Below are 24,952 nucleotides of genomic sequence, written 5' to 3'. Positions count from 1 at the left end.
TTGCGTTGATGTTGCTGTTTCAACTCACTTTCTTAGAGCTTAAACGTCGACATCACCTTGCGAGTTTCTTTTGATGTGTCAGCGAGAGCTTCACTTGTTTGATTATTTTTCTGAACTTGCATACTGGCTTGAGCGGAAAGCTCGGCCACTTTTGTATTCAAGTCATTCAGCCTTTGTACTGCATCACTTTGCATAGAAACACTTTGTATTACGGTGTTACTTGCTGTGTTTATGTCATTAACCGAATGTGCGATTTCTTGTAGATACTGTGAGGTGCGTGACATTTCTTCTGTGGTTTTTTGCGATTGCTGATGGCTTTCAGTAATACGAGATTCCGCTTCTTTCGCGCCATCTTGCAATTTGTTTATCATAGCTTGAATCTCGTCTGTTGATGCTTGAGTTCGGCTGGCTAAACCACGAACTTCATCTGCAACAACAGCAAATCCACGGCCTTGCTCACCTGCACGGGCAGCTTCAATTGCCGCATTCAAGGCCAACAAATTAGTTTGCTCAGAAATGGCGCTAATAACATCCAGTACGGAACCAATTGTTTGTGACTGCTCGGCAAGCTGGACAACAGTTTTAAGTCCTAACTCAAGTTCATTAGACAATTTATCTAATGATTCAACGGTTTGCTTGATTGACTCTTGACCTGTTTGGGTTTTACTAGCTGTATTTTGTGCTGATGTGATAGTGGATTGCGTTGTTTCAATTACTTCATCTTTAAAGCTATCAACTTCTTTAATCGTATCTGTCATCTGAGCAAACATGCCTTCACGTTCTTGAGTGATTGCTTTGGTTTTTGAAGCAACAGTTTTTAGCTCTTGGCTTTTATTTTCAACTTCTTGGTTGAGTGTGACAGCTTTTGTGAGTGTTCCAGAAAGTCGGTTTACAAAAGTATTATAGTGAGCTGCAATCTTGGTTAATTGGTCATTGCCGGCTTCAGGTAAACGAGCGGTTAAATCACCATCACCATGTGAAATGTTTTCCATGGCTAGGCGTATTTGGCCTATCGGAAGCAGAATTGAGCGCATAATTAAGAACGAGATAAATAAAGCGGCTAAAATAATCACGCTACTAATGATGCTGAGTTTGATGGCTTCTTTATTAAATTGAGCATCAACATCATCTAGGTAAATACCAGAGCCGATAATCCAGCCCCAAGCTTCAAAGCCTTGAACATAGGAAATTTTTTCAACCGGTTCTTCGCTACCAGGTTTTGGCCATAAATAGTCAACGAACCCTGCGTTTTGCGCTTTTACGACTTTGATAAATTCAGAAAAGATTTTTTTCCCATTTTTGTCTTCAAGACTTAATAAGTTCTTACCATTCAATGACGCGTTTGCACCATGCATTATCATGTTGCCTGCATTGTCATTTATCCAAAAATATTCGACTTCTGAATAGCGAGTATCTTTGATGGTTTCCATAGCAAAGCGTTGTGCCTGCTCTTTGCTCAGCTCGCCAGATTGCTGGAGTGTATGAAAATACTCAAACACGCCAGTGGCAGTTTCAACAACATGCTTTGTTTGTGAGTATTTCTCATTGAGAAGAGATTGTTTGTTGGTGGTTAAGCTTAAATAAATAACGAGTAATAAGCCTAAGGAGAAGAAAAAAACTAAGCTGACTAAGCGTAGATTGATCGAGAATTTACGTAGAGTGTTGATCATTTCAATATCCTCAAAAGCATTATTATTTTATATGCAACTAGTCTCAACATGTTGCCTTTTCCTCATATAACCATAATGCAATCTAGCTGTCATTTTAATGCCATTTTTTCACTGTAGTTTTATGTACAACTTCCTTTTGCAGGGGGAAGTCTTCTTTTAACAGTCAGTATTTACAGAGGCTAATGCGGAAAGCAGTGTTGCTGAGCGGCAGTCATCTATTAACAATATTATAGGGCAGTATTATGAAAACCGTGCAAAAACATGATTTAAGCTTTGATGAGTTAGATGAATTAGTACGACCAGCGCCAGAGGTTGTAGAGTTTGAAAAAGTATCGAATAAGATGGTTTCTCGCCGTGGTTTTTTGGGTGGCGGTGTCGCTGTTGGCGCGGGTGCTTTTGTTATGGGATCAACCACATTAGCCGCTGGTAAAGCGCTTGCTGCTGGGTCAGAAGAATCTCGCCTTGCTTTTAAGATGGTGAAAGCAAATGCGCTTGATACTGTGACTGTTCCAGAAGGTTATAAATGGGAAATATTAGCGTCTTGGGGAGAGCCTATGTTTTCCAGTACACCAGATTTTAATGGTGCTACTGGCGGTACTGGTGCATCTCAAGAAGCTGCGTTTGGAGATCATTGTGATGGTATGGCATTGTTTGCCCATCACGGTCGTCAAATTCTATGTGTAAATAATGAATACACGAATTTAAAAACACTTCACGCCAATCGTACGGATGGTGTGCCAACAACAGCAGACGATATTCGCAAAAGCAAAGCGGCCCATGGTGTCAGCATAGTTGAAATAGCCCATAAAAATAATCAATGGGGCATAGTAAAAGATTCGGAGTTTAACCGCCGTATTACTGCCGACACAGAAATGGACATTACAGGTCCAGCTCGTGGTCACAAATTGATGCGTACTTCATCTGATTCTAAAGGTGTTGTTGCAAAAGGCACTTGGAACAACTGTGGTAATGGTCAAACGCCTTGGGGAACTTACTTAACCTGTGAAGAAAACTTCAACGGCTACTTCTCTTCAAGTGACGAAAACTTCTCATTAACTCCAGAAATGAAGCGTTATGGCATCAGCCATAAAGATTGGGGTTACAAGTGGGCGATGTCTGACTCTCGTTTTGATGTATCAAAAGAACCTAACGAGCCGAACCGTGCAGGTTACATTGTTGAGATTGATCCATTAGACCCTAAAGCTCGCCCTAAAAAACGTACTGCGCTTGGTCGTTTCAAACATGAAAATGCAGAGTTAACTATTGCTTCTAATGGTCATGTTGTCGTGTATTTAGGCGATGATGAGCGTGGCGAGTTTTTATATCGCTTCGTTTCTAAGCATAAATATTTAGCAGGCGGAAACAACCGTGATCTATTAGAAGAAGGCACCTTGTATGTTGCCAAATTCCACGACAATAATCGTGGTGAGTGGTTGGCGTTAACGCCAAAAACAACAGGTATGACCGAAGCGGAAATTTCAATTCATACTCGTATCGCAGCCTCTAAAGTTGGCGCAACGACAATGGATCGCCCAGAATGGGTAGCATCGAATCCAAATAAAGTGGAAGTATTCTGTGCGCTAACCAATAACAAAAACCGTGGAGTTAAACCAAATGCGGGTGGTGATGCAACGCCAGCTGGTGGGCCAAACCCTCGTGTTGAAAATAACTTTGGTCAAATCGTTCGTTGGACGCCTATGAATGAAGACCACACAAGCAGTGACTTTAAATGGAATTTGTTTGTGTTAGCGGGCAACCCTGCTGTGTATGATGATGCAAATGCAGGCTCTCAAAATGTGAATCAAGATAACATGTTCAACTCGCCAGACGGCTTGAAGTTTGACTCTAAAGGCTTGTTGTGGATCCAAACAGATGGCAACTACTCCAATGCGAAAGGCTTTGAAGGGCAAGGTAACAACCAAATGTTGGTTGGAGATCCTGAAACAGGTGAAATTCGCCGCTTCTTAGTAGGGCCTAAGGAGTGTGAGATTACGGGCGCTGCTTGGAACACTGAGCGTACTACTATGTTTATCAGCGTTCAGCATCCAGGTGAAAAAGGTGATTCTCATTGGCCTGGTGGCGGTCAGTCTGTGCCTCGCTCAAGTGTGATTGCTATCTCGCGTGAAGATGGTGCGGTAATCGGTTAATTATTCGGCGTTAGTCGATCATTGAGGCACGAAAAAAACCAGTATGGTATTCATGCTGGTTTTTTTGTATTTTACCTTTGTGCTATAAGAAAAATTTATTCGATTGGTGTGAGTTTAGGCTCATCCTTCTTTTGATGTAACTCTTTCTTTTTCATATTTTGTGTCATAGTCTTAGTGACACACGCTATTTTTTTATATATTCCTTAACTATATTAATAAGTTAAGGGGAGTGTATAAATGCCGCCACTCTCAAGGTTATGGTGAGCAAATAGCCGTTTTATTAGATATTAGTAAATACTTTGATCTACATCAGTTTATAAATGAAGGGAGCACTTTCATTTATAAAGTATTCTTATACTCTAGATCTATTGTGCTGGCTTCGTATAGCACTTTGGCATGCACTCAAACTAGGGACGTTTTAAGTGAGTAATAATGGCTGTTGTGTTATCTAAATCGTTATTTATAAAACAGGCTGTTCTCGTTTTAATACTGGCTGTTTTTTTGAGCTTGCTGAGTAGCGCTTTTCAGGTTGTAGAAAGCGTCGAGGCTCGAAAAGAGAAAATAAACTCAAATTTTGACGAATTATTGGCGGTGGTTGAAAGGCCTCTTGCTGAGGCTTTGTTTCGTCTGGATATGACGTTTGCTCAACAGCAAGTTGACAGTTTGTCACTGAGTCCTTCCATTGCTTATGTCGAAGTGCATGATGAAAGCGGAGCTTTATTGGTTAAAACAAAGGAGAAAGTGCGAGATTTTACCGTTTCACAATCGCTAGCGGATTCTGTACTGTCTGATTTGGAAGAGTATAAGAGTGGTTTACACATGGAAACCCCTAAATTCTATGCTGGCACTTTATCTGTTATTCCAGAGAAACGTTACCTGCTAGACAATATTTTCGCTGAGCATTTGCCCATTCTGACTTACAATTTGTTCAAAGACGTTTTGTTAGCCTCTTTGATATCTTTGGTTTTTTATTTTTTAGTTACCCACCCTTTAACTCGCTTAACCGATGCTTTATCGACACTTGGGCGAAATGCAAAACTTTCCTTACCCAAATCTTTTTTTCGATACCATCAATCCGATGAGTTAGGTCGTCTTCATTTTACCTTTTCACAACTTCTCGAAAAACTAAACATTGCGTTAGGCGATCTAGAGCGCAGTGATAGTCACAATCGCGCGGTTATTGAGCATGCAGCGGATGGCATTTTTCTATTAAACGAAAATTATCAAATTACCCGCGTGAATGCTGCCGCTGAGCATTTATTGAAGATGAGCTCAGAAAACATTATATCCAGCTCGTTAGAGAGCTTATTTACAGTTTCTTCTTGGGGCGGTTTTTCAAAAGTACTTGATGGCTTGCAGGTGATGCCTCAAACATTCGAGGCCGCTTATCAAGTGGAAGGCGCTGCGCTTCCAGTGGAAATACGAATCGCAAAATATACAATAAAAGATAAGTTTGAAATTCTATTATTGGTGCGTGATGTTTCCGAGCGTAAGGAAGCAGAAGCGCACATACATCATTTAGCGTATTACGATTCGGTCACCAAACTACCTAATCGACAATATGTTATAGAGCAGTTAGATGGCTTGTTATCTGAAACGGAACAGCAGCAAGAATATTCGGCGGTTGTATTCATGGATATTGACCGTTTTAAAGTCATAAATGACTCTTTAGGGCATTCCGCAGGAGACCAATTGCTGCGTTGTGTGGCTGTGCAAATATCCAAACAAATCTCGAGCGACATCACATTGGCTCGCATGGGCGGTGATGAGTTTGTTTTGCTACTGAGATATTTAGGTTCAGACAGGTCTCAAGTCGAACAAGACCTTAAAAACTTTGTGGAGAGTATTCAGTTTGCTTGTCAGCAGGTGAAGCAAGCAGGCAATCATGAAGTTCATATTACTGCGAGTTTTGGCGCTACTTTATTTAAGAGTGCCGATGATTCTGCTGAAGTGATTTTGAAACAAGCAGACACGGCTTTATATCGCGCTAAGGAATTGGGGCGAAATACTTTTTCTTTATATGAGCCTGACATGCAAGTTGCGTCAGATGCTCGCCTAGAAATGGAAAAAGCGCTTCACAATGCAACAGAAGGGAAGCTGTTTGAACTTTATTATCAGCCTCAAGTGAACCAAAAAAATGAGTTAATTGGTGCAGAGGCGCTGATTCGTTGGAAAGATGAACGCAGAGGGTTTATTTCTCCTGCTGAGTTTATTCCCGTTGCAGAAGAAATTGGCTTAATTGTAGAAATTGGTGAATGGGTATTAGACGAGGCTTTGTCGCAGGTCGCGACTTGGCTGAAAGAAGGCAAATGGCAGCCATCATGGCGTATGTCAATCAACGTGAGCCCTATACAGTTTCAGCAGGTAGGCTTTTTACCCATGTTAAAAGCCTTGTTAGAAAAACATGACGTTCCGCCAGCTTGTGTCGATTTAGAAATTACAGAAAATATGCTCTTGAACGATTTGTCGTCTAGTTTAGACAAGATGAATAAAATTAAAGAGCTGGGCGTTTACCTTTCTATTGATGACTTTGGTACAGGGTATTCTTCTCTCAAATATTTAAAGTCATTGCCTGTGGATAGATTGAAAATCGATCAATCTTTTGTTCGAGATCTATTAACGGATAAAAGTGATGAGGCGATTGTGTTAGCCGTTATCGCCATGGCAAATGCCTTAAACATGAACGTACTTGCGGAAGGTGTAGAAACCTTAGAGCATCATAATCGTCTAGAAGAAATCCATTGCTATAACTATCAAGGGTACCACTTCGGTCGTCCTGTACCGCCCAGTCAATTTGTTACGGACTTTATAAGCAAGTAAGACCAGAAACGATATAAAAGACTTATCCCACTCTCTAGATTATTATCTAATACAGAATAAGTATTTTTCACATACCATAAGGGCCAGTTATGGATTATTTGTCTTCGTTAGCCTCCCTAACCATTCAGTGGGGAGCCTTGCTATTAGCCTTTTGTCTTCTCGTTGCCATTATATCTGTCGCGACAATGTACTGGATCGACAAGAATCAAACAGCACACACCATCAGACGTAACTATCCTGTTATCGGTCGATTTCGCTATCTTTTTGAGCATATGGGAGAATTCTTTCGACAGTACTTTTTTGCTCAAGACAGAGAAGAGTTGCCTTTCAATAGAGCAGAGCGTTCTTGGGCTTATCGTGCGGCTAAAAAAGTAGATTCCACAATTGCGTTTGGCTCTACTCGGTCTCTAGAAACACCGGGAGATATTTTCTTTTTAAATGGGGCTTTTCCAACACTTGAAGAAGATGCTCAGTCTCCGAAAGAGGTTTGTATCGGACAATATACGGCAAAGACGCCATATCGAACGAGTTCGGTTGTGAACATTTCAGGAATGAGCTTTGGTGCTTTGTCAAAGCCAGCAATCCAAGCTTTATCAAAAGGCGCTGCCAAAGCAGGAATTTGGTTGAACACAGGCGAAGGCGGATTATCTCCTCATCATCTTGCTGGTGGCTGCGATATCGTTTTCCAAATTGGTACGGCTAAATATGGTGTGCGTAATCATGAAGGTCATTTGGACGACGAAAAGCTAGCGAATGTTGCTGAGCATGAAAATGTTCGAATGTTTGAAATCAAAATGAGCCAAGGAGCCAAGCCTGGTAAAGGTGGCATGTTACCTGGTGAGAAAGTAACAGAGGAAATTGCTCAGATTCGTGGCATTCCTGTTGGTAAGGATTCAAACAGCCCAAATGGTCATCCAGATGTAAAATCCATTGATGACTTATTGAATATGATACATCGTGTTCGCCAAGTTACTTCTAAGCCTGTCGGGTTTAAAATGGTGGTGGGCGATTTGAGTTTCTTCAATACAATGTGTGAATTAATACACAAAAAAGGCATAGAGTATTGCCCTGACTTCATTACCATCGACAGCTCTGATGGTGGCACGGGAGCGGCTCCACAGCCACTTATGGATTACGTTGGTATGCACCTACGGGAAAGCTTACCAACAGTGGTTAATATTATTACTTCTTACGGTTTGCGGCCTTATATCAAGGTTATTGCCTCAGGAAAATTGATCGTTCCTGGAAAGGCGGCTTGGGCTTTGAGTGCGGGAGCGGATTTTGTTGTCTCAGCACGAGGCTTTTTATTTTCATTAGGTTGTATTCAAGCATTACAGTGTAATAAAAACACTTGTCCCACAGGCATTACCACTCACAATACGGATTTACAGCGTGGCTTAGTGGCAGAAGAAAAAGCGGTTCGGGTTGCCAATTACGCACAAGAACTTTTGCACAGTATTGAGATGATTGCTCACTCTTGTGGCGTTAAAGAGCCAAGAGAGTTAACCAGAGAGCATGTCCGCATTATAGAAAATCAGAGCCGTTCAACACTGTTTTCTGAAGCGAATCCACTTCCGAATGTTCAAACTGAATACATCAATATTATGTCGCCATCTCCTCAAGATGCTTCAACGCCAGTAGAAGAGCGCTTGCAATAGCGCTTTTCTACATTACGTTTTTGAGCGTATCTCAGTGTTGTCGCTTGTCTATATTTTATCTTATTAGGCTCTCATTTTTTATCCGAATTTAACTATGGAGTACGTTTTATGATTCCCTTTCTTGGTCGTGTTGATGAGCGAGAGCAAGCCATGTGGATAGAAATGTTATCCGACAATATGCCAGATGAAACGATAGTTGCTTTTGCAGATTTAACGGATGCACAGAAACAAGACTGTGAAATCGCTATTGTTGCTAATCCTAACCCTCAAGATTTACTGGCGCTGCCTAATTTAAAATGGGTTCATAGTTTATGGGCGGGCATTGAGCGCATAATGAACGAGTTAGTTTCGCCTCCTTTTTCGATTGTCAGATTGTCAGACCCAGAATTATCACAGGCCATGTCTGAAGCTGTGTTAGCTTGGACTTTGTATCTTCACCGTGACATGCCAACGTACGCTCGCCAACAACGTGAGAAATCATGGATAGAGCAGCCTATGGTAAAAGCGCAAGACCGAAGAGTTGGGGTTTTGGGGTTAGGTGCTTTAGGCCGTGTTAGCGCACAAAGGCTGGCGCAGAATGGTTTTTCTGTTGCAGGGTGGAGTCGCAACCCAAAACAAATCGATGGTATAAACTGCTTTTATGGTGAAGATGGCTTGGCATCATTGCTGAATCAAAGTGATATACTCGTATGCCTTCTACCTTTAACGCCTGACACGACAGGTTTGTTAAATGAGCAGAGTTTGTCTCATTTACCAGAAGGCGCCAGCATCATTAATTTTGCGCGTGGTCCTATTATTGATGATCAGGCGTTATTAGCACAGCTGGAAAAAAGACACTTATCTCACGCAGTGTTAGATGTTTTTATGCAAGAGCCGTTGCCTGAGCCGCATCCATATTGGACAAATGCCAATGTGACGGTATTGCCTCACATCTCAGCTCCAACGCATCCTATGAGCGCGAGTAAAACGGTAGCTGAGAATGTGCGGCGTTACCGGTCGGACGGAACGATTCCGTTGTCTGTGAATCCGGAGTTAGGCTATTAGATATTGATGAGCAGAGTTGGTTTGGTATCGATAAGATTCTTAACTATTTGTATTTGATAAACTGAAAGAATGGAGAAAAGCATGCCACATTGTATTTTGGAATACAGCCAGAATTTAGAGCAAGAAGTGCCACCAGCGGAATTACTTGAGACTGTTAAAGAAGCCTGTGTCGCATCTAATTTATTTTCCGTAGAAGACATCAAATTACGGAGCAGTGCTTATAAAAGCTTTATTACTGGCGGACAAGAGGATGCTTTCATACACGTGATGATAAGGCTTTTGTCGGGTCGTACAAAAGAAGAGAAAAAGCAGTTGTCTACTTTGGTTCTGAATGCTTTAACACAATTTTCATTAAAAGATGTTAGTTTGTCTGTTGAATTGTGCGATATGGATCGTGATACCTACGCCAAAAAAGTTGTGTTGTCTCAATAACCTGAGGCTTGTCTAAATTCGTTAAAGTGGCTTATGTCACTCGATAAGGTTTTAAATAATGAAAGCCATAGTCTATTCGATGGTATTACTTCCTAGTTTGCTTTTGGCTCAAACCGAAATAAACACGCCGGATTATACTACAGCGGAATCGGCTGAAAACGCGGCTGTTGCTGAGGAAGAAGACACATCTTTTTCCCCAACAGAGCCTGCAGTGCCTGAATCTATTTCCAAGCGAGCGGAGAAAGCCAAAGGCTTATTTCAGCAGCGAGTGGATAAAGAAGTTGTAACAGTAGACAACCCATTCGTTTTAACACCTCATAAACCAAACTACTTCTTACCGATTGCTTATACTTCTAACCCTAATGACAGAGCTTTTTTAGGGGACGATGAGACAGAAAGCCTGCAAAGCGTGGAATTCAAATTTCAGTTGAGTGTGAAGTTCCCCGTTGTTTACGATGTGGTGGGGCGTAATTCCAGCCTATGGTTTGCCTATACTCAACAAGCTTTCTGGCAAGCTTATAACAGTGATATTTCAGCGCCTTTTCGAGATACGAATCATGAACCAGAAGTCTTTATTGTAGATAAGCCAAAGAATGGCTTTTTAGGCATTAAGCCTAGTTATATTGCTTACGGTTTTAATCATCAGTCGAATGGTCAATCCGGTGATCTTTCTCGATCGTGGAACCGGTTTTACGTGGATTTTTTGTTTGAGAAAGGCAACACCGCCTTTTCCTTTAAGCCTTGGTATCGTATTCCTGAAAGCTCAGACAATGACGATAACCCAAATATAGAAAGATATTATGGTTACGGTGAGCTGAGTGTCATCCATGTTATTGATGATTACAGTATTGATATTATGCTGAGAAATAACCTCAAAGCGTCCGATAACAAAGGGGCTTTGCAGGTTGGTTTTAACTTCCCTTTATGGGGGAAAACGCGAGGCTACATCCAGTACTTCAATGGTTATGGTCAGTCGCTGCTTGATTATAATCACCAAACACAATCTTTAGGGATTGGTATTATGTTGTCGAATTGGCTGTAATTTAATTGTCTTTGTATTCTTATTGAAAAGATTTTGTCATTGTATTGTCATTTTTTGCTTCTAAGGTGTTTATAAATCTAACCTAGGAGCTATAAAATGAAATTGAAGTTTTTACCAGTTACAACAAGTTTAGTGGCACTAACTCTTCTAACGGCTTGCGGTAATGAGTCTGTGAAAAGTGGTGACACTGCGTCTGTTGCTGAAGCGATGTCTTTAAATAATGAAGATTTATATGAAGTTCATCATGATGGTCGAATTCATATTTTTGATGACCGCGCAACATACGAAAGCTTCCTTGAAGTAGGTGAAACTTCTTTCCGTAAAGTTCATATCGGTGAAGGTCCAAAAGGTGAGACGCTTGTTTTCGGTTTAACAAACGAAGACAAGAAGAAAACATCAGGCATTGCTTCTATGGACATGTATCACGGCACATTAGAAGGTGCTACGCCTTTCTACGGTGAAATGCGCGTTGAAGGCCGTATTTTTGTTTTCTCTTCTTTGGCTGAAATGAACAATGCTCGTTTGGTTGGTGAAGTGCCATTACGTTATACAGAAATTGGCGCTGGTCCAAATGGTGAAACTGTTGTTTATGCGTTAAACAGCAGCAATAAGAGCGTGAAACCTGTTGCCATGATTGAGCAGTTCCACAAGATGAACGATCTTTAAAGAAGGTATTTACTTCAAACTTTGAGCTTGAAGTAACACCAAATAATGCCTCGCTTTATGCGGGGCATTTTTGTTTGTGTGGTATGTCATCAAGTTGTCATTTAAGTGCCATCTAACTGACATTTTACTCGTCTATGTTTGAGAATAAGATAAACAGCGAGGTGATAGCATGAACATACTTCAGAATATACATGCATTTGATGTACAGACTTTTTACTGGTTTATGGCTCGTAAACACAGAGCAAAATTAACCAGTATTGGGCGTGCTATTTCATTCACAGCCGATGGCCCTCTTTATGCCGCTGCCGCAATCATATTTTGGGTTGCGGGTTATGAAACTCTAGTCACTGTTTTAGCTTTTGGTTTCTTGCTTGAGCGTATTGTCTATTTTGTTTTAAAGCGTGGTTTTAAACGGAATCGTCCAGCAGATGCGCTTGATGACTTCCGTAGCTTTATTATTCCATCTGACCAGTTTTCTTTTCCATCTGGTCATACGTCAGGGGCTTTCTTTATGGCGTATTGCCTAAGTGAATGGTTCCCAAGCTTCAATATTATTTTGTATTTTTGGGCGGCGCACGTTGGCTTGTCGCGTATTTTTTGGGTGTGCATTTCCCAACAGACACAGTGATTGGTGCTTTATTAGGAAGTGCCTGTGCGGCCTTTATGATTGGAGTTCTGGTATGAAGATTTTATATGGCGTTCAAGGAACAGGAAATGGTCATATTACCAGAGCAAGAGCCATGGCTGCTGAAATGAATGCAGCTGGCGTAGAAGTAGACTTTATTTTCTCTGGTCGTCCGCCTGAAGATTATTTCGATATGTCGGTATTTGGCGATTATCGTACCTTTCAAGGTCTGAGCTTTGTTGCTCGCAATGGCAAGTTAGATTTATTGGCGACTTGTCGAAATGCGAATTTCTTTAAGCTCATTCGAGATATTCGCTCATTAGATCTTCGTGGTTATGATTTGGTTATTACGGACTACGAACCGATTGTTGCTTGGGCGGCAAAATCTCAAGGTATTCCTTGTATTGGGTTTGGGCATCAATACGCTTTTAAACATGACATTCCTCGTTATAAGAAGAACTTTATTGCGCAATGGATTATGTCTAATTTTGCGCCAGCTGCGATTCAGCTTGGCGCTCATTGGCATCACTTCGGTTACCCAATTTTACCGCCGTTAATTCATCATGAAGAAAGACAAAACACGCCAGACTCTATGGACGTGCTTGTGTATTTGCCTTTTGAAAACAGCGAAGAAGTCATGGATTGGTTGGAAGGTGTGCCGGATTATTCTTTCAGGTTGCATTGCAAAGACATTGAGCCAGGTGTGTATGGCAAGGTTGAAGTTTTTCCGTTTAGCCGGGAAGAGTTTCAGAAGAATCTGAGCGAATGTGAATCTGTCCTTTGTAATGCGGGTTTTGAACTGAATTCTGAAGCATTGCAGTTAGGCCGAAGAATATTGGCGAAACCGCTTAAAGGACAAATTGAGCAACATTCCAATGCCATTGCCTTGGAGCAATTAGGTGTGGCGAAAACAACAGAGACTTTAGATTCTGGGATTATTCAAGAGTGGCTGGAAACCGGTCGAGTCGTGCAGATATCTTACCCTAATGTGGCTCGTGCAGTGGTGTCTTGGTTGCAATCAAGCAATGATGTGAGTGTCTCTGATTTGTGTGAATCTTTATGGCAACAAACGCCAAATGTGCGTGGAATTGATTTTAAATACAATCAAAAACCGGCATCACTAAATACAAAAAGCGTTACAGCATAATTTCTTGCTGTAACGCTTTTTTACTTTTCTTCCTTTCTTAAGCGTTCAGGTTCTGTTTAAAGAACCCAATGGTTCGCTCCCAAGCAAGCTCTGCATTGTCTTCTTGATAACGACCAGTCGAGTCATTATGGAAACCGTGGTTCGCTTTCGGATAAACATAAGCAGTGTAATCAACTTTGTTGGCTTTTAGTGCTTTTTCATAGTCTGGCCAAGTCGCATTAACTCGATCATCTAATTCCGCAAAATGAATTTGCAGCGGAGCTTTGATTTGATCAATATTAGATTTTGCTGGCGTTCCATAATAAGGCGCACCGGCATTGATTGTGTCTGGCATATTTGCTGCTAGAGAGTTGGTTAAGTAACCACCAAAGCAGAAGCCAACCATGCCCACTTTACCCGTGCTGAACTCGTGGTTCTTAAGTAGCGTTGCGGCATCTTTGAAGTCGCCTTCAATTTTGCTTCCGTCGAGTGTTCTTTGCATTGCGCGACCTTCGTCATCATTTCCTGGGTAACCACCTAAAGGAAACAAAGCGTCAGGTGCTAAAGCGATGAAGCCAGCTTTCGCCAATCGACGAGCAACGTCTTCAATGTATGGGTTCAAACCGCGGTTTTCATGAGCCACTAAAACTGTTGCAGCTTTATTATTTGCATCAACACCTTTTGGAACAACTAGGTAGCCGCGCGCTTTACCGTGTCCGTTTGGCGAGTCAAATTCCACGTAGCTTGCTGTAATGTCTGGATCATTAAAAGAAACTTGCTCTGCTAGCGCGTAATTTGGAGTAAGTGCTCCAGCAACGACGGATAGAGTTAATCCTGCTACGCTTAGTGTGCCAAGGCGAGATAAGAAGGTGCGACGGTCAATGTCTCCATGAGCATATTCGTCGTACCAATCAAATGCTTCTTGAGGGATGTCTTTTGCCGATAAAGCAAGGGCCGTTTTTTCTGTTTGTAAGCTCATTTCAACTCCTTTGTACTCTTTCTATTTAAAGTGGGTAGTCATAAAGGTCTTCGAACGCTTTCTTTAGATGTGATAGTTCAAAATTAGTTCAATCATTACGATGCAAAATAAATATTAGATGACTTTTTTTGGTATGAGTAGAATCTTTTGTGTAAAGACATAATTGGCTTAAATGTAGATTGGGGATCAATCCCTTTCCGTGTTTTTATCGTACAAACAAAGGAAGGTGTAAACTGACAATCGTCGTTAATACAAGCATTGAAAGCTTGAGCGAAACGAACGGATGAATGAATGGAGAAAGATGGATGACGCTTAAAGTGCCAATAGTTATTACTGGTGGAGGCCAGCGTCTTGGCTTGGCTTGCGCAAAAGCGTTAGTTGAGCAAGGTTACGATCTGGTTGTCACCTATCGCACCATGCGTGAAAGCATTCAGCAATTGGAAGAATTGGGAGTGGATTGCATTCAAGCGGATTTTTCTACTCAGAGTGGTGTAGATAATTTCATCAATAAGGTACAAACTGGCTATCAAGCACTAAGAGGCGTTATACACAATGCATCAGAGTGGGAGTCGGAAGATGCGGGTTTAGACTCGGCTTTGTTGATGGAAAAAATGTGGCAAATACATGTATTTTCGCCTTACCGTATAAATCTGGCCTTTGAGGCATTATTATTGGCAGGATTTGAACAAAGTGGCGCTGCTGATATTATTCATATGACAGATTATGTCGCAGAAAAAGGCAGTAATAATCACATTGCTTATGCATCCAGCAAGGCAGGTTTGGCTAATTTAACCTTGTCATTTGCTAAGCGTTTTGCACCGAAAATAAAAGTGAACACAATTGCACCGTCACTTCTTATGTTTAATGAAGAAGATGATGAAGAGTATCGTCAAAAGGCGCTCAATAAGTCATTGCTGCGTAAAGAGCCAGGCGAGCAAGAAGGTGTGCAAGCCATACAATATTTATTAGATAGTCGTTACATGACAGGGCGAACCTTGTCTCTCGACGGAGGCCGGCATCTGGTCTAATGCACCAAATGCGACTTCTTTTTTAATGCCTCCGTGTCATGTGACAGGGCCAAGCAATTTAGGATACAGAAATGAACACAGCAGAATCAAATAATGTAACAACTCTTGGCCTATCCGATGGGGCGCGAAAAGTTCGTGACGCTCTAATCAGTAAGGGCTTAGAAACTCCGATGATTGATAACGGCTTATCCAGTGAAGAAAAGTACCAGCGTATCAAAAGTGCTTTTGAAGATGTGGTGACGACTTTGGGTTTGGATTTAGCCGATGACAGTTTAGCGGAAACGCCTCATCGCATTGCCAAAATGTACGTGAAGGAAATCTTTTCTGGTTTGGACTACACCCAGTTTCCAAAAATCACAGTGATTGAAAACAAGATGAAAGTCGATGAAATGGTGAAGGTCAGCGACATTAGTTTTACCAGCACCTGTGAGCATCACTTTGTGACGATCGACGGATTGGCAAAAGTGGCTTATTTACCTAAAACAAAAATCATCGGTTTATCGAAAATTAACCGTATTGTTCGTTTCTTTGCGCAACGTCCTCAGGTTCAAGAGCGTTTGACTCAGCAAGTATTGGTGACATTACAAACCTTATTGGAAACCGATAACGTCGCAGTCACTATGGATGCGGTTCACTATTGTGTGAAATCGCGTGGTGTTATGGACGCAAGCTCTTCGACTCAAACGACAGCGCTTGGTGGGTTATTTAAGCGCAGTGATAAAACTCGTAGTGAGTTTCTTGCTCGATAATGGTTTGATGACATCCGTGAGACGAAAAGCCTTTCATAAGGCTTTTTTTGTTGCTGTATAAATAAGAAAAAGGCGAAGACAATGACAGATAAGAAAACAGTTTGGTTTCCTGCTAAAAAGAATGGTTTTGGATGGAGTCGTCCAACCGCTTGGCAAGGTTGGTTTGTACAAATGTTTTATCTTTTTTCGGTCGGCCTCATCAGCTTTTTTGTAGACCCAAAAGAAGAGCTTTCTATATGGTTAATATTGGTGTCTATTAGCACTGTGATTCTGCTTGTGGTGTATTACGTGAAAGGCGAAGCACCTAATTGGAAGTGGAAAACAATTGATAAAGAAAAACGTCGATTATTTAAATAACCTCTAAAGTTTATCTTAAAATCTTGTCTGGTTTTTAAGATATAACTTATCTTGTCTATCTTTCATAACCTTAATGAAGTGGCATTAACGTATTAGGTTGATTGTAAAAATATGTTACTTTACCAACCTTATTAAAAGTCAGGCGACGAGTTATCTTTGCTTGGCTTTTGGCCTGATAGAACAAGGGACTCACATTGACTACTACGGATAATAACATTTCTTTTCCTGAATACCTTTCACGTGGATTATTGCTTTTTTGCCTTGTTGCAGTCGGCATTGGCCAATCTTTTATTTTTACCTCTTTGCCACCAATTGGTCGTGAAATCGGGCTGGCTGATGTTCGTATTAGTACCTTGATTACGGCTGGTGCGGCGACGTTTGTTGTCGCCGCTTTCTTTTGGGGAGGCATCATTAATCGAATCGGTCGTGTTCGTTCAGTCATTATTGGTATGAGCTGCTATGCGGTTACCATCGGAATGACGGGCTTTGTATTGCATGAAGCGTTAGAGCGTAATATGTCGGCTGAGCAAACTTACTATTTTGTCTTTGCGTTGCGCATTTTATTTGCCTTGGGAATTGCAGGGATTTTACCGTCTGTGCAGACTTATTTGATTGCGCACACAGACATTAAGCATCGTAGTGCAACCATTGCCAAAATAGGCGCGTCTTTTAGTGTGGGGATGATTTTAGGGCCAGCGTGCGCATCTTTGTTAAGTGGATTAGGCTTAACCGCACCGTTTTATATTATTGCTTTTCTGGCTGGTGGCGCCGCTGTATTGGCTTCGTTTTATGTGAAAGATACAAAACATGTTCGCCAATTTGAAAAGCCTCCAGCCATTAACTGGTTTAAAGAAAGAGTTGTGCCATTTTTAGGAATGTCGACCTTGGTGATTCTTTCTATTACCGGTGTGCAGCAAATTATGGCGTTTCTGATTCAAGACAGATTTCATTTAGATGTGGCTGAAACTACAAAACAAGTTGGGTTTGCCATGATGACGATGTCTTGTTTCAGCATTTTGGTGCAAATGATACTTGTACCGAGATTTCAGTTTGGCGTGATTACTTTAATCTTCACAGGTACAAGCATTGGCATATCAGCGCAGTTGGCGTTTATATTTTTAGACTCTTATGCCGGTGTGCTGTTTGCTATGGGATTGTTTGGTACAGGCGTGGGCTTTTTGTTTCCTGGCATTGTGACGGCACAAACCTTGTTAGTGAAAGACGATCAACAAAGCCGTTTGGCCAGTATGAATGCTTCGATGCAAGGGTTAGGAGCGGCGTTAGGTCCAGTCGCTTTGGCATCTTTGTATCAAGTTGGGCAGTTAGTGCCATTCTTTGCCTTAATGTTTGGGTTGCTGTTGATATTGTCGATCTTCAGCTACTGTAAATCAAAGCTAGGTTATACATTTTAGCTATTTTAATATTTGACTAACTAAGCTTATGAGCTTGAGTGACTTGCCGTGGTGAAATGCCAAAATGTTGGTGAAAGCGTCGGCTAAAGTGGCTCAAGCTTTGATAACCTAATTCATAACTCACTTCGGTTACAGAACACTTTTCTTGTAGGCGCTGATAGGCTCTCTGCATCCTACGTTGGTGTTGATATTCCAATGGTGTGCAAGCCAGTTGGCGTTTAAAGCTTTCGTAAAATCGACTGCGGCTCATACACGCCATTTTAGCCAATTGATTGATATCGAGTGGCTCCGCAAGATTTTGCTCTATCCAAGATATAACACAAGTGAGCCCGTTTGCATCAGGTGAATGTTGAGTAAAGCGTAGCAGCGCATCTCTGCCATGATGTCTTAATATGCGAGTGACTAATTCACTTACCCCAAAATCCACTAAGAGGTCTCGGTCGGGATCATTCTGAATGAAGTCACTGGTCAAACGATCTAATACTTGTTGAGTGGCTTGAGTATGAATGGTATGCAAATGCTGATTCGGGTCGATGACGGCATCGTAAGGAAGAGATTTAAACATGATGTCGTTCATTCGATCACAGATCTGAGCGACTCTTTCTTTCGAGATGGCAATGGTGAGACAGGTCGTCGGTTGTTCCCATCGAGCTTCTGGAAAATCAATGAAGACTTCCTCTTCTGGTGCCAATATAAAAGATTCGTGAGGGAGAAAGGGCACATTCCCATTGTATTGGGTATGCATCACTTTAGCGCCAGTCACCATGCCACAATAAAGTAATGAGTCCGCTTTTAAGCTGACTTTCTGGGCTTGTTCATAGGTATCGTAGATGCTTAGCTCAGAATTAGGCCCTGCAAAACATACCCGATTTTCGACTAACTGAATGGGTGAGCGCTTATCTTTCAGTCGATCTTTTGCCATAGAGAAAGAACGGTTCATTAACACACCTCTTTTATATTTATAGTTGGCGTGGATCATTTTTCTTTCTTCTATCATTACTCTTGCTTGCCTGTTGGTCAACACAAAAACATGGAGAGAAATGGATCTTCAGACAAGTATCATGGACTGACAGACAAGTTTTCTTTGCTAATTGTTTCTAGAGTGGAGGTTCAGGTAAATACCTTGCTGAATGAACTAATAAAAACAATAAAAGTGGAGAAATTACTATGATTTATGCAAAACCTGGTACTTCTGGTAGCCCTGTGACCTTTCAAGCTGAGTATGGAAACTTCATTGGTGGTGAATGGGTTGCACCTGTTAAAGGTCAATACTTTGATAATGTCAGCCCTGTTGACGGAGAAGTGTTCTGCCGAATTCCTCGATCAACAGAAGAAGACATTAATTTGGCTTTAGATGCCGCTCACGCAGCTCGCGCAGCTTGGGGAAAAACGTCTGTAGCAACCCGTTCCGGTATTCTATTGAAAATAGCCGATCGAATTGAGCAGCATTTAGAAGCGCTCGCTGTTGCTGACACTTGGGATAACGGTAAAGCCATACGTGAAACATTAAATGCGGATATTCCTTTAGCCGCAGATCATTTCCGTTATTTCGCTGGTTGCTTACGTTCACAAGAAGGTACGGCAGCTGAAATCGATGAACATACAGTGGCGTATCACTTTCATGAGCCGCTCGGTGTTGTCGGTCAAATCATTCCTTGGAACTTCCCTATCTTAATGGCTGCATGGAAACTTGCTCCAGCACTTGCCGCTGGCAACTGTGTGGTTCTTAAACCGGCAGAACAAACTCCGGTTTCAATTCTTGAGTTGGTTAAAGTCATTCAAGATCTATTGCCACCAGGTGTATTAAATATTGTTAATGGTTTTGGTAAAGAGGCAGGGCAAGCTTTGGCATCAAGTAAACGTATTGCCAAAATTGCTTTTACTGGCTCCACACCAGTCGGTTCAGGGATTTTAAAGTGTGCCGCAGAAAATATTATTCCGTCTACTGTTGAGTTAGGAGGGAAGTCTCCAAATATCTACTTCTCTGACATTATGAAGCAAGAAGATGACTTCATTAGTAAATGTGTTGAAGGGTTGGTATTGGCCTTCTTTAACCAAGGTGAAGTTTGTACTTGTCCATCTCGAGTTCTCATTCAAGAAGATATGTACGACGAATTTATGGCTTTAGTGATTGAGCGAACAAAAACAATTAAGCGTGGCAATCCACTTGATACGGAAACTCAAGTTGGTGCGCAAGCTTCAAAAGAGCAGTTTGATAAGATATTAAAATATATCGACATAGGTAAGGGGGAAGGTGCTGAGCTTTTATTGGGAGGCGGTATTGCACCAGTGGATGGTTTCAATAAAGGCTATTATGTACAACCGACCTTGTTTAAAGGGTCAAACAATATGCGTATTTTCCAAGAAGAAATCTTTGGCCCAGTTGTCAGTGTGACGACCTTTAAAGACGAAGCGGAAGCTCTCGCAATTGCCAATGACAGTGAATTTGGGCTTGGTGCAGGTGTATGGACACGAGATACTAACCTTGCTTATCGCATGGGGCGAAACCTAGAAGCCGGCCGAGTCTGGATGAATTGTTATCACATGTATCCTGCTCATTCTGCGTTTGGTGGTTATAAAAAATCAGGTATTGGCCGCGAGACCCATAAGGTTGCGCTAGAGCATTATCAGCAAACGAAGAATATGCTGGTGAGCTACGATATTAATCCAATGGGCTTTTTCTAACCCTTTTATTCTAATTGTTCTGCAAAAGCCAAGAGCCAGTCTCTTGGCTTTTTCGTTTTCTTAGCTTCTACGTTGTTACACCTTCTCACTTTGATTTGTTTTATTGGCTCGTTTCTTCATATAACCCTGCAATATGTTTCTTATTGGAAACTTTTTGTCGTAAGTGATAATTTTCTTAGCTAGGTATTCTGCTAATGTACTTATGGTGTTCCATGGGTTGGCGATAGAGGATAAAGCATGGCAATCAGTTTATTTGATCTTTTTAAGGTAGGTATCGGTCCCTCCAGCTCTCATACAGTTGGGCCAATGGTTGCTGCGAACCAGTTTGCTTATCAATTGCTAAAAGGTGATTTGCTGAAACAGGTATGCAGGCTAAAAATAGATTTATATGGCTCTCTAGGCGCGACGGGCAAAGGGCATGGTACAGGAACGGCTGTATTGATGGGGTTGGAAGGCGAGCTTCCAGAATCTATTGATCCTACTTTGGTCAGTGAACGTGTTGAGCGTATTAACCAGACATCGCAGCTGAGCTTACTTTCAGAGCACAATATTTCTATAGATGTTGCTAATGACCTCATTTTTCACCGTATTGATCGCCTTGATTTTCATGCTAATGGAATGACGCTAGCTGCCTTTGATCAAAATAATGATGAAATTCATAAAGCGACATTTTACTCCGTTGGTGGCGGGTTTATTGTTGAAGAAGATGAAGAGGGTAATGTTGCTTTAGTCGAAGATACGACAGAGCTTCCTTATGTTTTTCATGATGCAGCGACACTTATTAAGCTTTGTCGAGAAGAAGAGAAAAGCATTGCTCAAATCATGATGGAAAATGAGAAAACCTGGAGAACAGAAGAAGAGATAAAGCAGGAAATTTTGTCGATTTGGGCCGTGATGAAATCCTGTGTTCAGCAAGGAATTCAAAATGAGGGAAGCTTACCTGGCGGTTTAAAGGTAAAACGCCGAGCCGCTAGCCTTCATAAAGATCTCATGAAAAAAACGAACATGGATATGATTACACCTTCTCTTGGAGCAATGGATTGGGTGAATCTTTATGCGTTGGCGGTAAATGAAGAAAATGCCGCGGGAGGACGAGTTGTCACGGCGCCAACTAATGGCGCAGCGGGCATTATTCCTGCTGTTTTACATTATTATTGGGATTTTTGCCCTCGCTCTAATGATGAAGGTGTTGTTGAATTTTTTCTTACGGCGGCGGCCATTGGTTTTCTTTTTAAAGAAAATGCATCCATCTCTGGAGCCGAAGTCGGATGTCAGGGAGAAGTCGGTTCTGCTTGTGCCATGGCAGCGGCTGGTTTGGCTGCGGCTACAGGTGGAACACCAGAGCAAATTGAGAACGCGGCTGAAATCGGTATGGAGCATAATTTAGGGCTAACTTGTGATCCTATTGGTGGATTGGTACAAGTACCTTGTATTGAGCGTAATGCAATGGGAGCGATGAAGGCCATTAATTCTGCCTCTATGGCATTACGCGGTGATGGAAATCATTATGTATCGCTAGATAAAGTCATTAGAACCATGCGAGATACAGGAAGAGATATGAATGATAAATACAAAGAAACCTCTCGCGGTGGTTTAGCGGTAAATGTTATCGAGTGTTGATGCTTTGTAACGATTTATTGTTTTTTATAAAGGCGCTGTTAAAGGCGCTTTTTTTGTTTGTATATGCTCTGAATATTTGAGGTTTTTAGGTCTTTTTATCTATAAAAAGCCCGTGTAGAATGACGCCAAAATTGTGTTGCAGAAATATGACAAGCAATGGCTAAGATGTAATATAGCCACCCTTTGGACAAGAAAGCAGTTAATAAGATTTTATTAACTGCTCTTGGTACTGATTAATTCTATGAAGAAGAGCCCTTATGGATCTTACAAATACCTCAAAAAAAGTGCAGCTTTGGCTAATGGTCATGAATATATTCGTGTTCTGATTGCGTTAGCGTTTGTTTTAGCTGTTGGCTTTTATGCGACAACCAATGGAGTGGAAGTTTCTAATATATCTATTTTAGCCATCGCAGCAGCGATTGGTGCTTACATGGCTGTGAATATCGGTGCAAACGATGTAGCGAATAATGTGGGACCAGCAGTAGGGGCAAAAGCTTTGTCCATGACTGGCGCCATTGTTATTGCCGCAATTTTTGAAGCTTCTGGTGCTTTAATTGCCGGTGGTACGGTCGTTGGTACAATTAAAAACGGCATTATAGACCCTAACTTTATTGGTGATTCAGGCACCTTTATTTGGGTCATGATGGCGGCATTATTGGCTGGAGCGATTTGGCTTAACCTAGCAACGTATCTTGGTGCTCCTGTTTCAACAACACACTCGATTGTTGGTGGTGTATTAGGTGCTGGTATTGCTGCTGGTGGCTGGGATATTGCGAACTGGGACAAGATGACTGCCATTGTTGCTAGTTGGGTAATTTCCCCATTATTAGGCGGCATCATTGCGGCACTTTTCTTAATGTACATCAAACGCGCTATCACATATAAAAGCGATATGATTGCAGCGGCTAAGAAAGCGGTTCCTCTGTTGGTTGGATTAATGGTTTGGGCTTTCTCTACTTATTTGATTCTTAAGGGCTTGAAGAAAATCTGGTCTTTGGATTTCGTCACTGCAGCTATGATTGCTTTTGCAATTGCTCTAACAGCTTATTTCATTGTTCGTCCTATCGTCGATAAAGCAGCGGCGGCACTTGAAAACAACAAAGACTCTGTTAATAGCTTATTTACAATTCCATTAATTGTTTCTGCCGCGTTATTGAGTTTTGCCCATGGTGCAAACGATGTTGCCAATGCGATTGGGCCACTAGCTGCGATCAATGAAGCTTTGTTAACGGGCGCCGTTACGGGTAAAGCCGCTATTCCATTGTGGATTATGATTGTTGGTGGAATAGGTATTGCGGTTGGTCTTGCTTTATTTGGCCCTAAGCTTATCAAGACAGTTGGTTCTGAAATTACAGAGCTAGATAAAACACGAGCATTTTGTATCGCTATGGCGGCAGCAATTACGGTTATCGTTGCTTCTCAGTTAGGCTTACCTGTTAGCTCAACACATATTGCTGTTGGTGGTGTTTTTGGTGTTGGCTTCTTGCGAGAATACCTAAAGCAGTCTTATGAGAAAAAGTTGAAATCTATTGTTGCTCACTCTGAATCTGCTGGTCATGATGGTTATCAAACTCAAGAGTTCGTAAAACGTTTTCAGGATGCTGATGTTGATGAAAAACGTCTGATTTTGAAAGAGTTGAAATCGGCTCAAGCATCTTCGCCGATTTCATCTGCTGAGCGTAAAAGCTTGAAAAAAGCGACGAAGAAAGAGTTAGTGAAGCGTTCTGCATTATTACGCATTGCTGCAGCTTGGGTGATTACTGTACCTGCGTCTGCGACACTTTCTGCTATGTTGTTTTATATGTTGCTTGGTTTCTCTGTTTCTCGTTAAACTTTGCAGCATTAAGAGTACAAAAAAAGACCAGCTTGTCTGGTCTTTTTTTGTGTTACAGTTCTGCTCTGTGTTATATAAGAGAATTGCTTTTTAAAGTGTCTAGGGATAAAAACTTAATAAGCTGACGGCCTTCACGATTTGAAGACGTATGCGTTCGATTACAGATGGAGTTTGTGTAATGTGAAGTGACTATTTCACATTATTGTATTTCGGCTCATTTTGAGAGCCTTTTGCATTATCCAGTTATCAATATTAAGGTAAACATTCATCCAATGACTGCTGTTAGTATCACTGTGCTTTTACTTGTTATAGGCGGATTTATAGTCTTCGCCATTGTATTGCAGCTAAAAGAGCAGGCAAGATTGGCTAAGTTGCGCAAAATCGCTACTTTGAACAATCAATTGCGTCAGGTTCGTCGTTATTTGGATGAAATGCCTCCTCAATATCAACCAAAAGACATGCGTTTATGGCTATTTTCTCGCATGCTTCAACTCTATGATCAATTACTGACTTTACAGCCGGATGCCACTTTAACGCGCCGACGAAATCATCTTGCTGAAGAAATAGAAGAGTTTCAATCAAGTAAACAAAAACGTCGTGCTAAGCCGATGAATGATGAAGTGCTTATTGTTGAAGTAAAGCGTTTATTTGATTCGTTTGAAACGTTTTTGACCGTGGCGCAAAGAGACAAAGAAATCGATTCTGATTTAGCTTATCGCTATATTCAGTTAATGCATTTCTTCAAGTATAAAATTAATGCTGACCATTATGCTTACCTTGCTCGAAAAGACTTTCTAAGTGGAAGAATAGATAAGGCGTTAGAGCAATATAAAGAGGCTTTGTCTCAGTTATCGCCATTAAAAGACTCTGCCCAAGCCCAGCCAGCAATTTTGAAATTAAAAGATGTCATTCAAGAGCTTGAAGAAGATTTGGCCTTACAGAAAGCAGAAGAAGAAATTAGTAAGACGATGACGAACGAGAAAGAAGAAATGGATGATGAATGGAATAAGTTTATTGAAAATTCTGACTTCAAAGAGAAAAAACGTTTTTAATTTGTG

The 24,952-nt window shown here is 41.4% G+C and carries 20 protein-coding genes; 17 read left to right on the top strand and 3 right to left on the bottom strand.

The features are described 5' to 3' along the window. Positions 1-32 precede the first annotated feature (32 nt). A complete protein-coding gene (locus tag AC0L46_RS04905; protein WP_473506218.1) occupies positions 33-1,670 on the bottom strand; it encodes a methyl-accepting chemotaxis protein in 1,638 nt (545 codons plus the stop codon). A 242-nt stretch (positions 1,671-1,912) separates the two neighbouring features. Between AC0L46_RS04905 and AC0L46_RS04900 the strand changes: the two genes are divergently transcribed. The 9 genes from AC0L46_RS04900 to AC0L46_RS04860 all read left to right on the top strand — a co-directional run bounded on the left by AC0L46_RS04900 (position 1,913) and on the right by AC0L46_RS04860 (position 13,251). Beyond that, entirely contained in the window at positions 1,913-3,817 is a 1,905-nt protein-coding gene (locus AC0L46_RS04900; RefSeq protein WP_473506216.1) for a PhoX family protein, read from the top strand. A 432-nt stretch (positions 3,818-4,249) separates the two neighbouring features. Then, on the top strand, positions 4,250-6,637 hold the full coding sequence (locus AC0L46_RS04895) for a putative bifunctional diguanylate cyclase/phosphodiesterase (protein WP_473506214.1): 2,388 nt from the start codon (positions 4,250-4,252) through the stop codon (positions 6,635-6,637). Positions 6,638-6,726: 89 nt separating this feature from the next. Then, positions 6,727-8,295, top strand: coding sequence for an FMN-binding glutamate synthase family protein (locus tag AC0L46_RS04890; protein ID WP_473506212.1), 1,569 nt, complete (start codon positions 6,727-6,729; stop codon positions 8,293-8,295). Between the two features lie 108 nt (positions 8,296-8,403). Then, on the top strand, positions 8,404-9,339 hold the full coding sequence (locus tag AC0L46_RS04885; RefSeq protein WP_473506210.1) for a 2-hydroxyacid dehydrogenase: 936 nt from the start codon (positions 8,404-8,406) through the stop codon (positions 9,337-9,339). Between the two features lie 81 nt (positions 9,340-9,420). After that, positions 9,421-9,771: a 5-carboxymethyl-2-hydroxymuconate Delta-isomerase gene (locus tag AC0L46_RS04880; RefSeq protein ID WP_473506208.1), complete on the top strand. Its 351-nt coding sequence runs from the start codon at positions 9,421-9,423 to the stop codon at positions 9,769-9,771. Positions 9,772-9,829: 58 nt separating this feature from the next. After that, complete coding sequence (locus AC0L46_RS04875) at positions 9,830-10,813, top strand: phospholipase A (protein ID WP_473506206.1); 984 nt, start codon at positions 9,830-9,832, stop codon at positions 10,811-10,813. 96 nt (positions 10,814-10,909) lie between these two features. After that, the gene (locus AC0L46_RS04870) at positions 10,910-11,479 is read left to right on the top strand and encodes a hypothetical protein (protein ID WP_414682561.1); all 570 of its coding nucleotides are present in this window, start codon (positions 10,910-10,912) and stop codon (positions 11,477-11,479) included. A gap of 169 nt (positions 11,480-11,648) precedes the next feature. Next, the gene (locus tag AC0L46_RS04865; RefSeq protein WP_473506204.1) at positions 11,649-12,107 is read left to right on the top strand and encodes a phosphatase PAP2 family protein; all 459 of its coding nucleotides are present in this window, start codon (positions 11,649-11,651) and stop codon (positions 12,105-12,107) included. 52 nt (positions 12,108-12,159) lie between these two features. Then, the gene (locus AC0L46_RS04860; RefSeq protein ID WP_473506202.1) at positions 12,160-13,251 is read left to right on the top strand and encodes an MJ1255/VC2487 family glycosyltransferase; all 1,092 of its coding nucleotides are present in this window, start codon (positions 12,160-12,162) and stop codon (positions 13,249-13,251) included. A 37-nt stretch (positions 13,252-13,288) separates the two neighbouring features. Here AC0L46_RS04860 and AC0L46_RS04855 read toward each other — a convergent pair whose 3' ends face one another. Further along, positions 13,289-14,209, bottom strand: a complete 921-nt coding sequence (locus AC0L46_RS04855) for a dienelactone hydrolase family protein (RefSeq protein ID WP_414682564.1) — start codon at positions 14,207-14,209, stop codon at positions 13,289-13,291. Positions 14,210-14,496: 287 nt separating this feature from the next. Between AC0L46_RS04855 and folM the strand changes: the two genes are divergently transcribed. The 4 genes from folM to AC0L46_RS04835 all read left to right on the top strand — a co-directional run bounded on the left by folM (position 14,497) and on the right by AC0L46_RS04835 (position 17,755). Beyond that, complete coding sequence (gene folM / locus AC0L46_RS04850; RefSeq protein ID WP_473506200.1) at positions 14,497-15,237, top strand: dihydromonapterin reductase; 741 nt, start codon at positions 14,497-14,499, stop codon at positions 15,235-15,237. A 71-nt stretch (positions 15,238-15,308) separates the two neighbouring features. Continuing rightward, positions 15,309-15,986 (top strand): GTP cyclohydrolase I FolE, encoded by a 678-nt coding sequence (gene folE / locus AC0L46_RS04845; RefSeq protein ID WP_317004817.1) that lies wholly within the window; start codon positions 15,309-15,311, stop codon positions 15,984-15,986. Between the two features lie 81 nt (positions 15,987-16,067). After that, a complete protein-coding gene (locus AC0L46_RS04840; RefSeq protein ID WP_414682566.1) occupies positions 16,068-16,343 on the top strand; it encodes a hypothetical protein in 276 nt (91 codons plus the stop codon). A gap of 194 nt (positions 16,344-16,537) precedes the next feature. Further along, positions 16,538-17,755: an MFS transporter gene (locus tag AC0L46_RS04835; RefSeq protein ID WP_473506198.1), complete on the top strand. Its 1,218-nt coding sequence runs from the start codon at positions 16,538-16,540 to the stop codon at positions 17,753-17,755. Positions 17,756-17,771: 16 nt separating this feature from the next. Here the strand turns inward: AC0L46_RS04835 and AC0L46_RS04830 are convergent, their stop codons facing one another. Further along, positions 17,772-18,695, bottom strand: coding sequence for a helix-turn-helix domain-containing protein (locus AC0L46_RS04830; protein WP_473506196.1), 924 nt, complete (start codon positions 18,693-18,695; stop codon positions 17,772-17,774). A 227-nt stretch (positions 18,696-18,922) separates the two neighbouring features. Here AC0L46_RS04830 and exaC point away from each other — a divergent pair, with 227 nt between their 5' ends. The 4 genes from exaC to AC0L46_RS04810 all read left to right on the top strand — a co-directional run bounded on the left by exaC (position 18,923) and on the right by AC0L46_RS04810 (position 24,946). Then, on the top strand, positions 18,923-20,440 hold the full coding sequence (exaC, locus tag AC0L46_RS04825; RefSeq protein ID WP_473506194.1) for an acetaldehyde dehydrogenase ExaC: 1,518 nt from the start codon (positions 18,923-18,925) through the stop codon (positions 20,438-20,440). A gap of 237 nt (positions 20,441-20,677) precedes the next feature. Continuing rightward, positions 20,678-22,060 (top strand): L-serine ammonia-lyase, encoded by a 1,383-nt coding sequence (locus tag AC0L46_RS04820; protein ID WP_473506192.1) that lies wholly within the window; start codon positions 20,678-20,680, stop codon positions 22,058-22,060. A gap of 292 nt (positions 22,061-22,352) precedes the next feature. Beyond that, positions 22,353-23,891, top strand: a complete 1,539-nt coding sequence (locus tag AC0L46_RS04815) for an inorganic phosphate transporter (RefSeq protein ID WP_473506190.1) — start codon at positions 22,353-22,355, stop codon at positions 23,889-23,891. A 275-nt stretch (positions 23,892-24,166) separates the two neighbouring features. Further along, the gene (locus AC0L46_RS04810; RefSeq protein WP_473506188.1) at positions 24,167-24,946 is read left to right on the top strand and encodes a hypothetical protein; all 780 of its coding nucleotides are present in this window, start codon (positions 24,167-24,169) and stop codon (positions 24,944-24,946) included. Positions 24,947-24,952 lie beyond the last annotated feature (6 nt).

The organism is Marinomonas sp. 15G6-16 (assembly GCF_055809555.1).
This window is presented reverse-complemented; position numbering and strand designations above follow the sequence as displayed.

Bases quoted from the DNA above. Each gene is read 5' to 3' on its own strand.
- AC0L46_RS04905 (WP_473506218.1), bottom strand. From the start codon at position 1,670: ATGATCAACACTCTACGTAAATTCTCGATCAATCTACGCTTAGTCAGC.
- AC0L46_RS04900 (WP_473506216.1), top strand. From the start codon at position 1,913: ATGAAAACCGTGCAAAAACATGATTTAAGCTTTGATGAGTTAGATGAA.
- AC0L46_RS04895 (WP_473506214.1), top strand. From the start codon at position 4,250: ATGGCTGTTGTGTTATCTAAATCGTTATTTATAAAACAGGCTGTTCTC.
- AC0L46_RS04890 (WP_473506212.1), top strand. From the start codon at position 6,727: ATGGATTATTTGTCTTCGTTAGCCTCCCTAACCATTCAGTGGGGAGCC.
- AC0L46_RS04885 (WP_473506210.1), top strand. From the start codon at position 8,404: ATGATTCCCTTTCTTGGTCGTGTTGATGAGCGAGAGCAAGCCATGTGG.
- AC0L46_RS04880 (WP_473506208.1), top strand. From the start codon at position 9,421: ATGCCACATTGTATTTTGGAATACAGCCAGAATTTAGAGCAAGAAGTG.
- AC0L46_RS04875 (WP_473506206.1), top strand. From the start codon at position 9,830: ATGAAAGCCATAGTCTATTCGATGGTATTACTTCCTAGTTTGCTTTTG.
- AC0L46_RS04870 (WP_414682561.1), top strand. From the start codon at position 10,910: ATGAAATTGAAGTTTTTACCAGTTACAACAAGTTTAGTGGCACTAACT.
- AC0L46_RS04865 (WP_473506204.1), top strand. From the start codon at position 11,649: ATGAACATACTTCAGAATATACATGCATTTGATGTACAGACTTTTTAC.
- AC0L46_RS04860 (WP_473506202.1), top strand. From the start codon at position 12,160: ATGAAGATTTTATATGGCGTTCAAGGAACAGGAAATGGTCATATTACC.
- AC0L46_RS04855 (WP_414682564.1), bottom strand. From the start codon at position 14,209: ATGAGCTTACAAACAGAAAAAACGGCCCTTGCTTTATCGGCAAAAGAC.
- folM (WP_473506200.1), top strand. From the start codon at position 14,497: ATGAATGGAGAAAGATGGATGACGCTTAAAGTGCCAATAGTTATTACT.
- folE (WP_317004817.1), top strand. From the start codon at position 15,309: ATGAACACAGCAGAATCAAATAATGTAACAACTCTTGGCCTATCCGAT.
- AC0L46_RS04840 (WP_414682566.1), top strand. From the start codon at position 16,068: ATGACAGATAAGAAAACAGTTTGGTTTCCTGCTAAAAAGAATGGTTTT.
- AC0L46_RS04830 (WP_473506196.1), bottom strand. From the start codon at position 18,695: ATGAACCGTTCTTTCTCTATGGCAAAAGATCGACTGAAAGATAAGCGC.
- exaC (WP_473506194.1), top strand. From the start codon at position 18,923: ATGATTTATGCAAAACCTGGTACTTCTGGTAGCCCTGTGACCTTTCAA.
- AC0L46_RS04820 (WP_473506192.1), top strand. From the start codon at position 20,678: ATGGCAATCAGTTTATTTGATCTTTTTAAGGTAGGTATCGGTCCCTCC.
- AC0L46_RS04810 (WP_473506188.1), top strand. From the start codon at position 24,167: ATGACTGCTGTTAGTATCACTGTGCTTTTACTTGTTATAGGCGGATTT.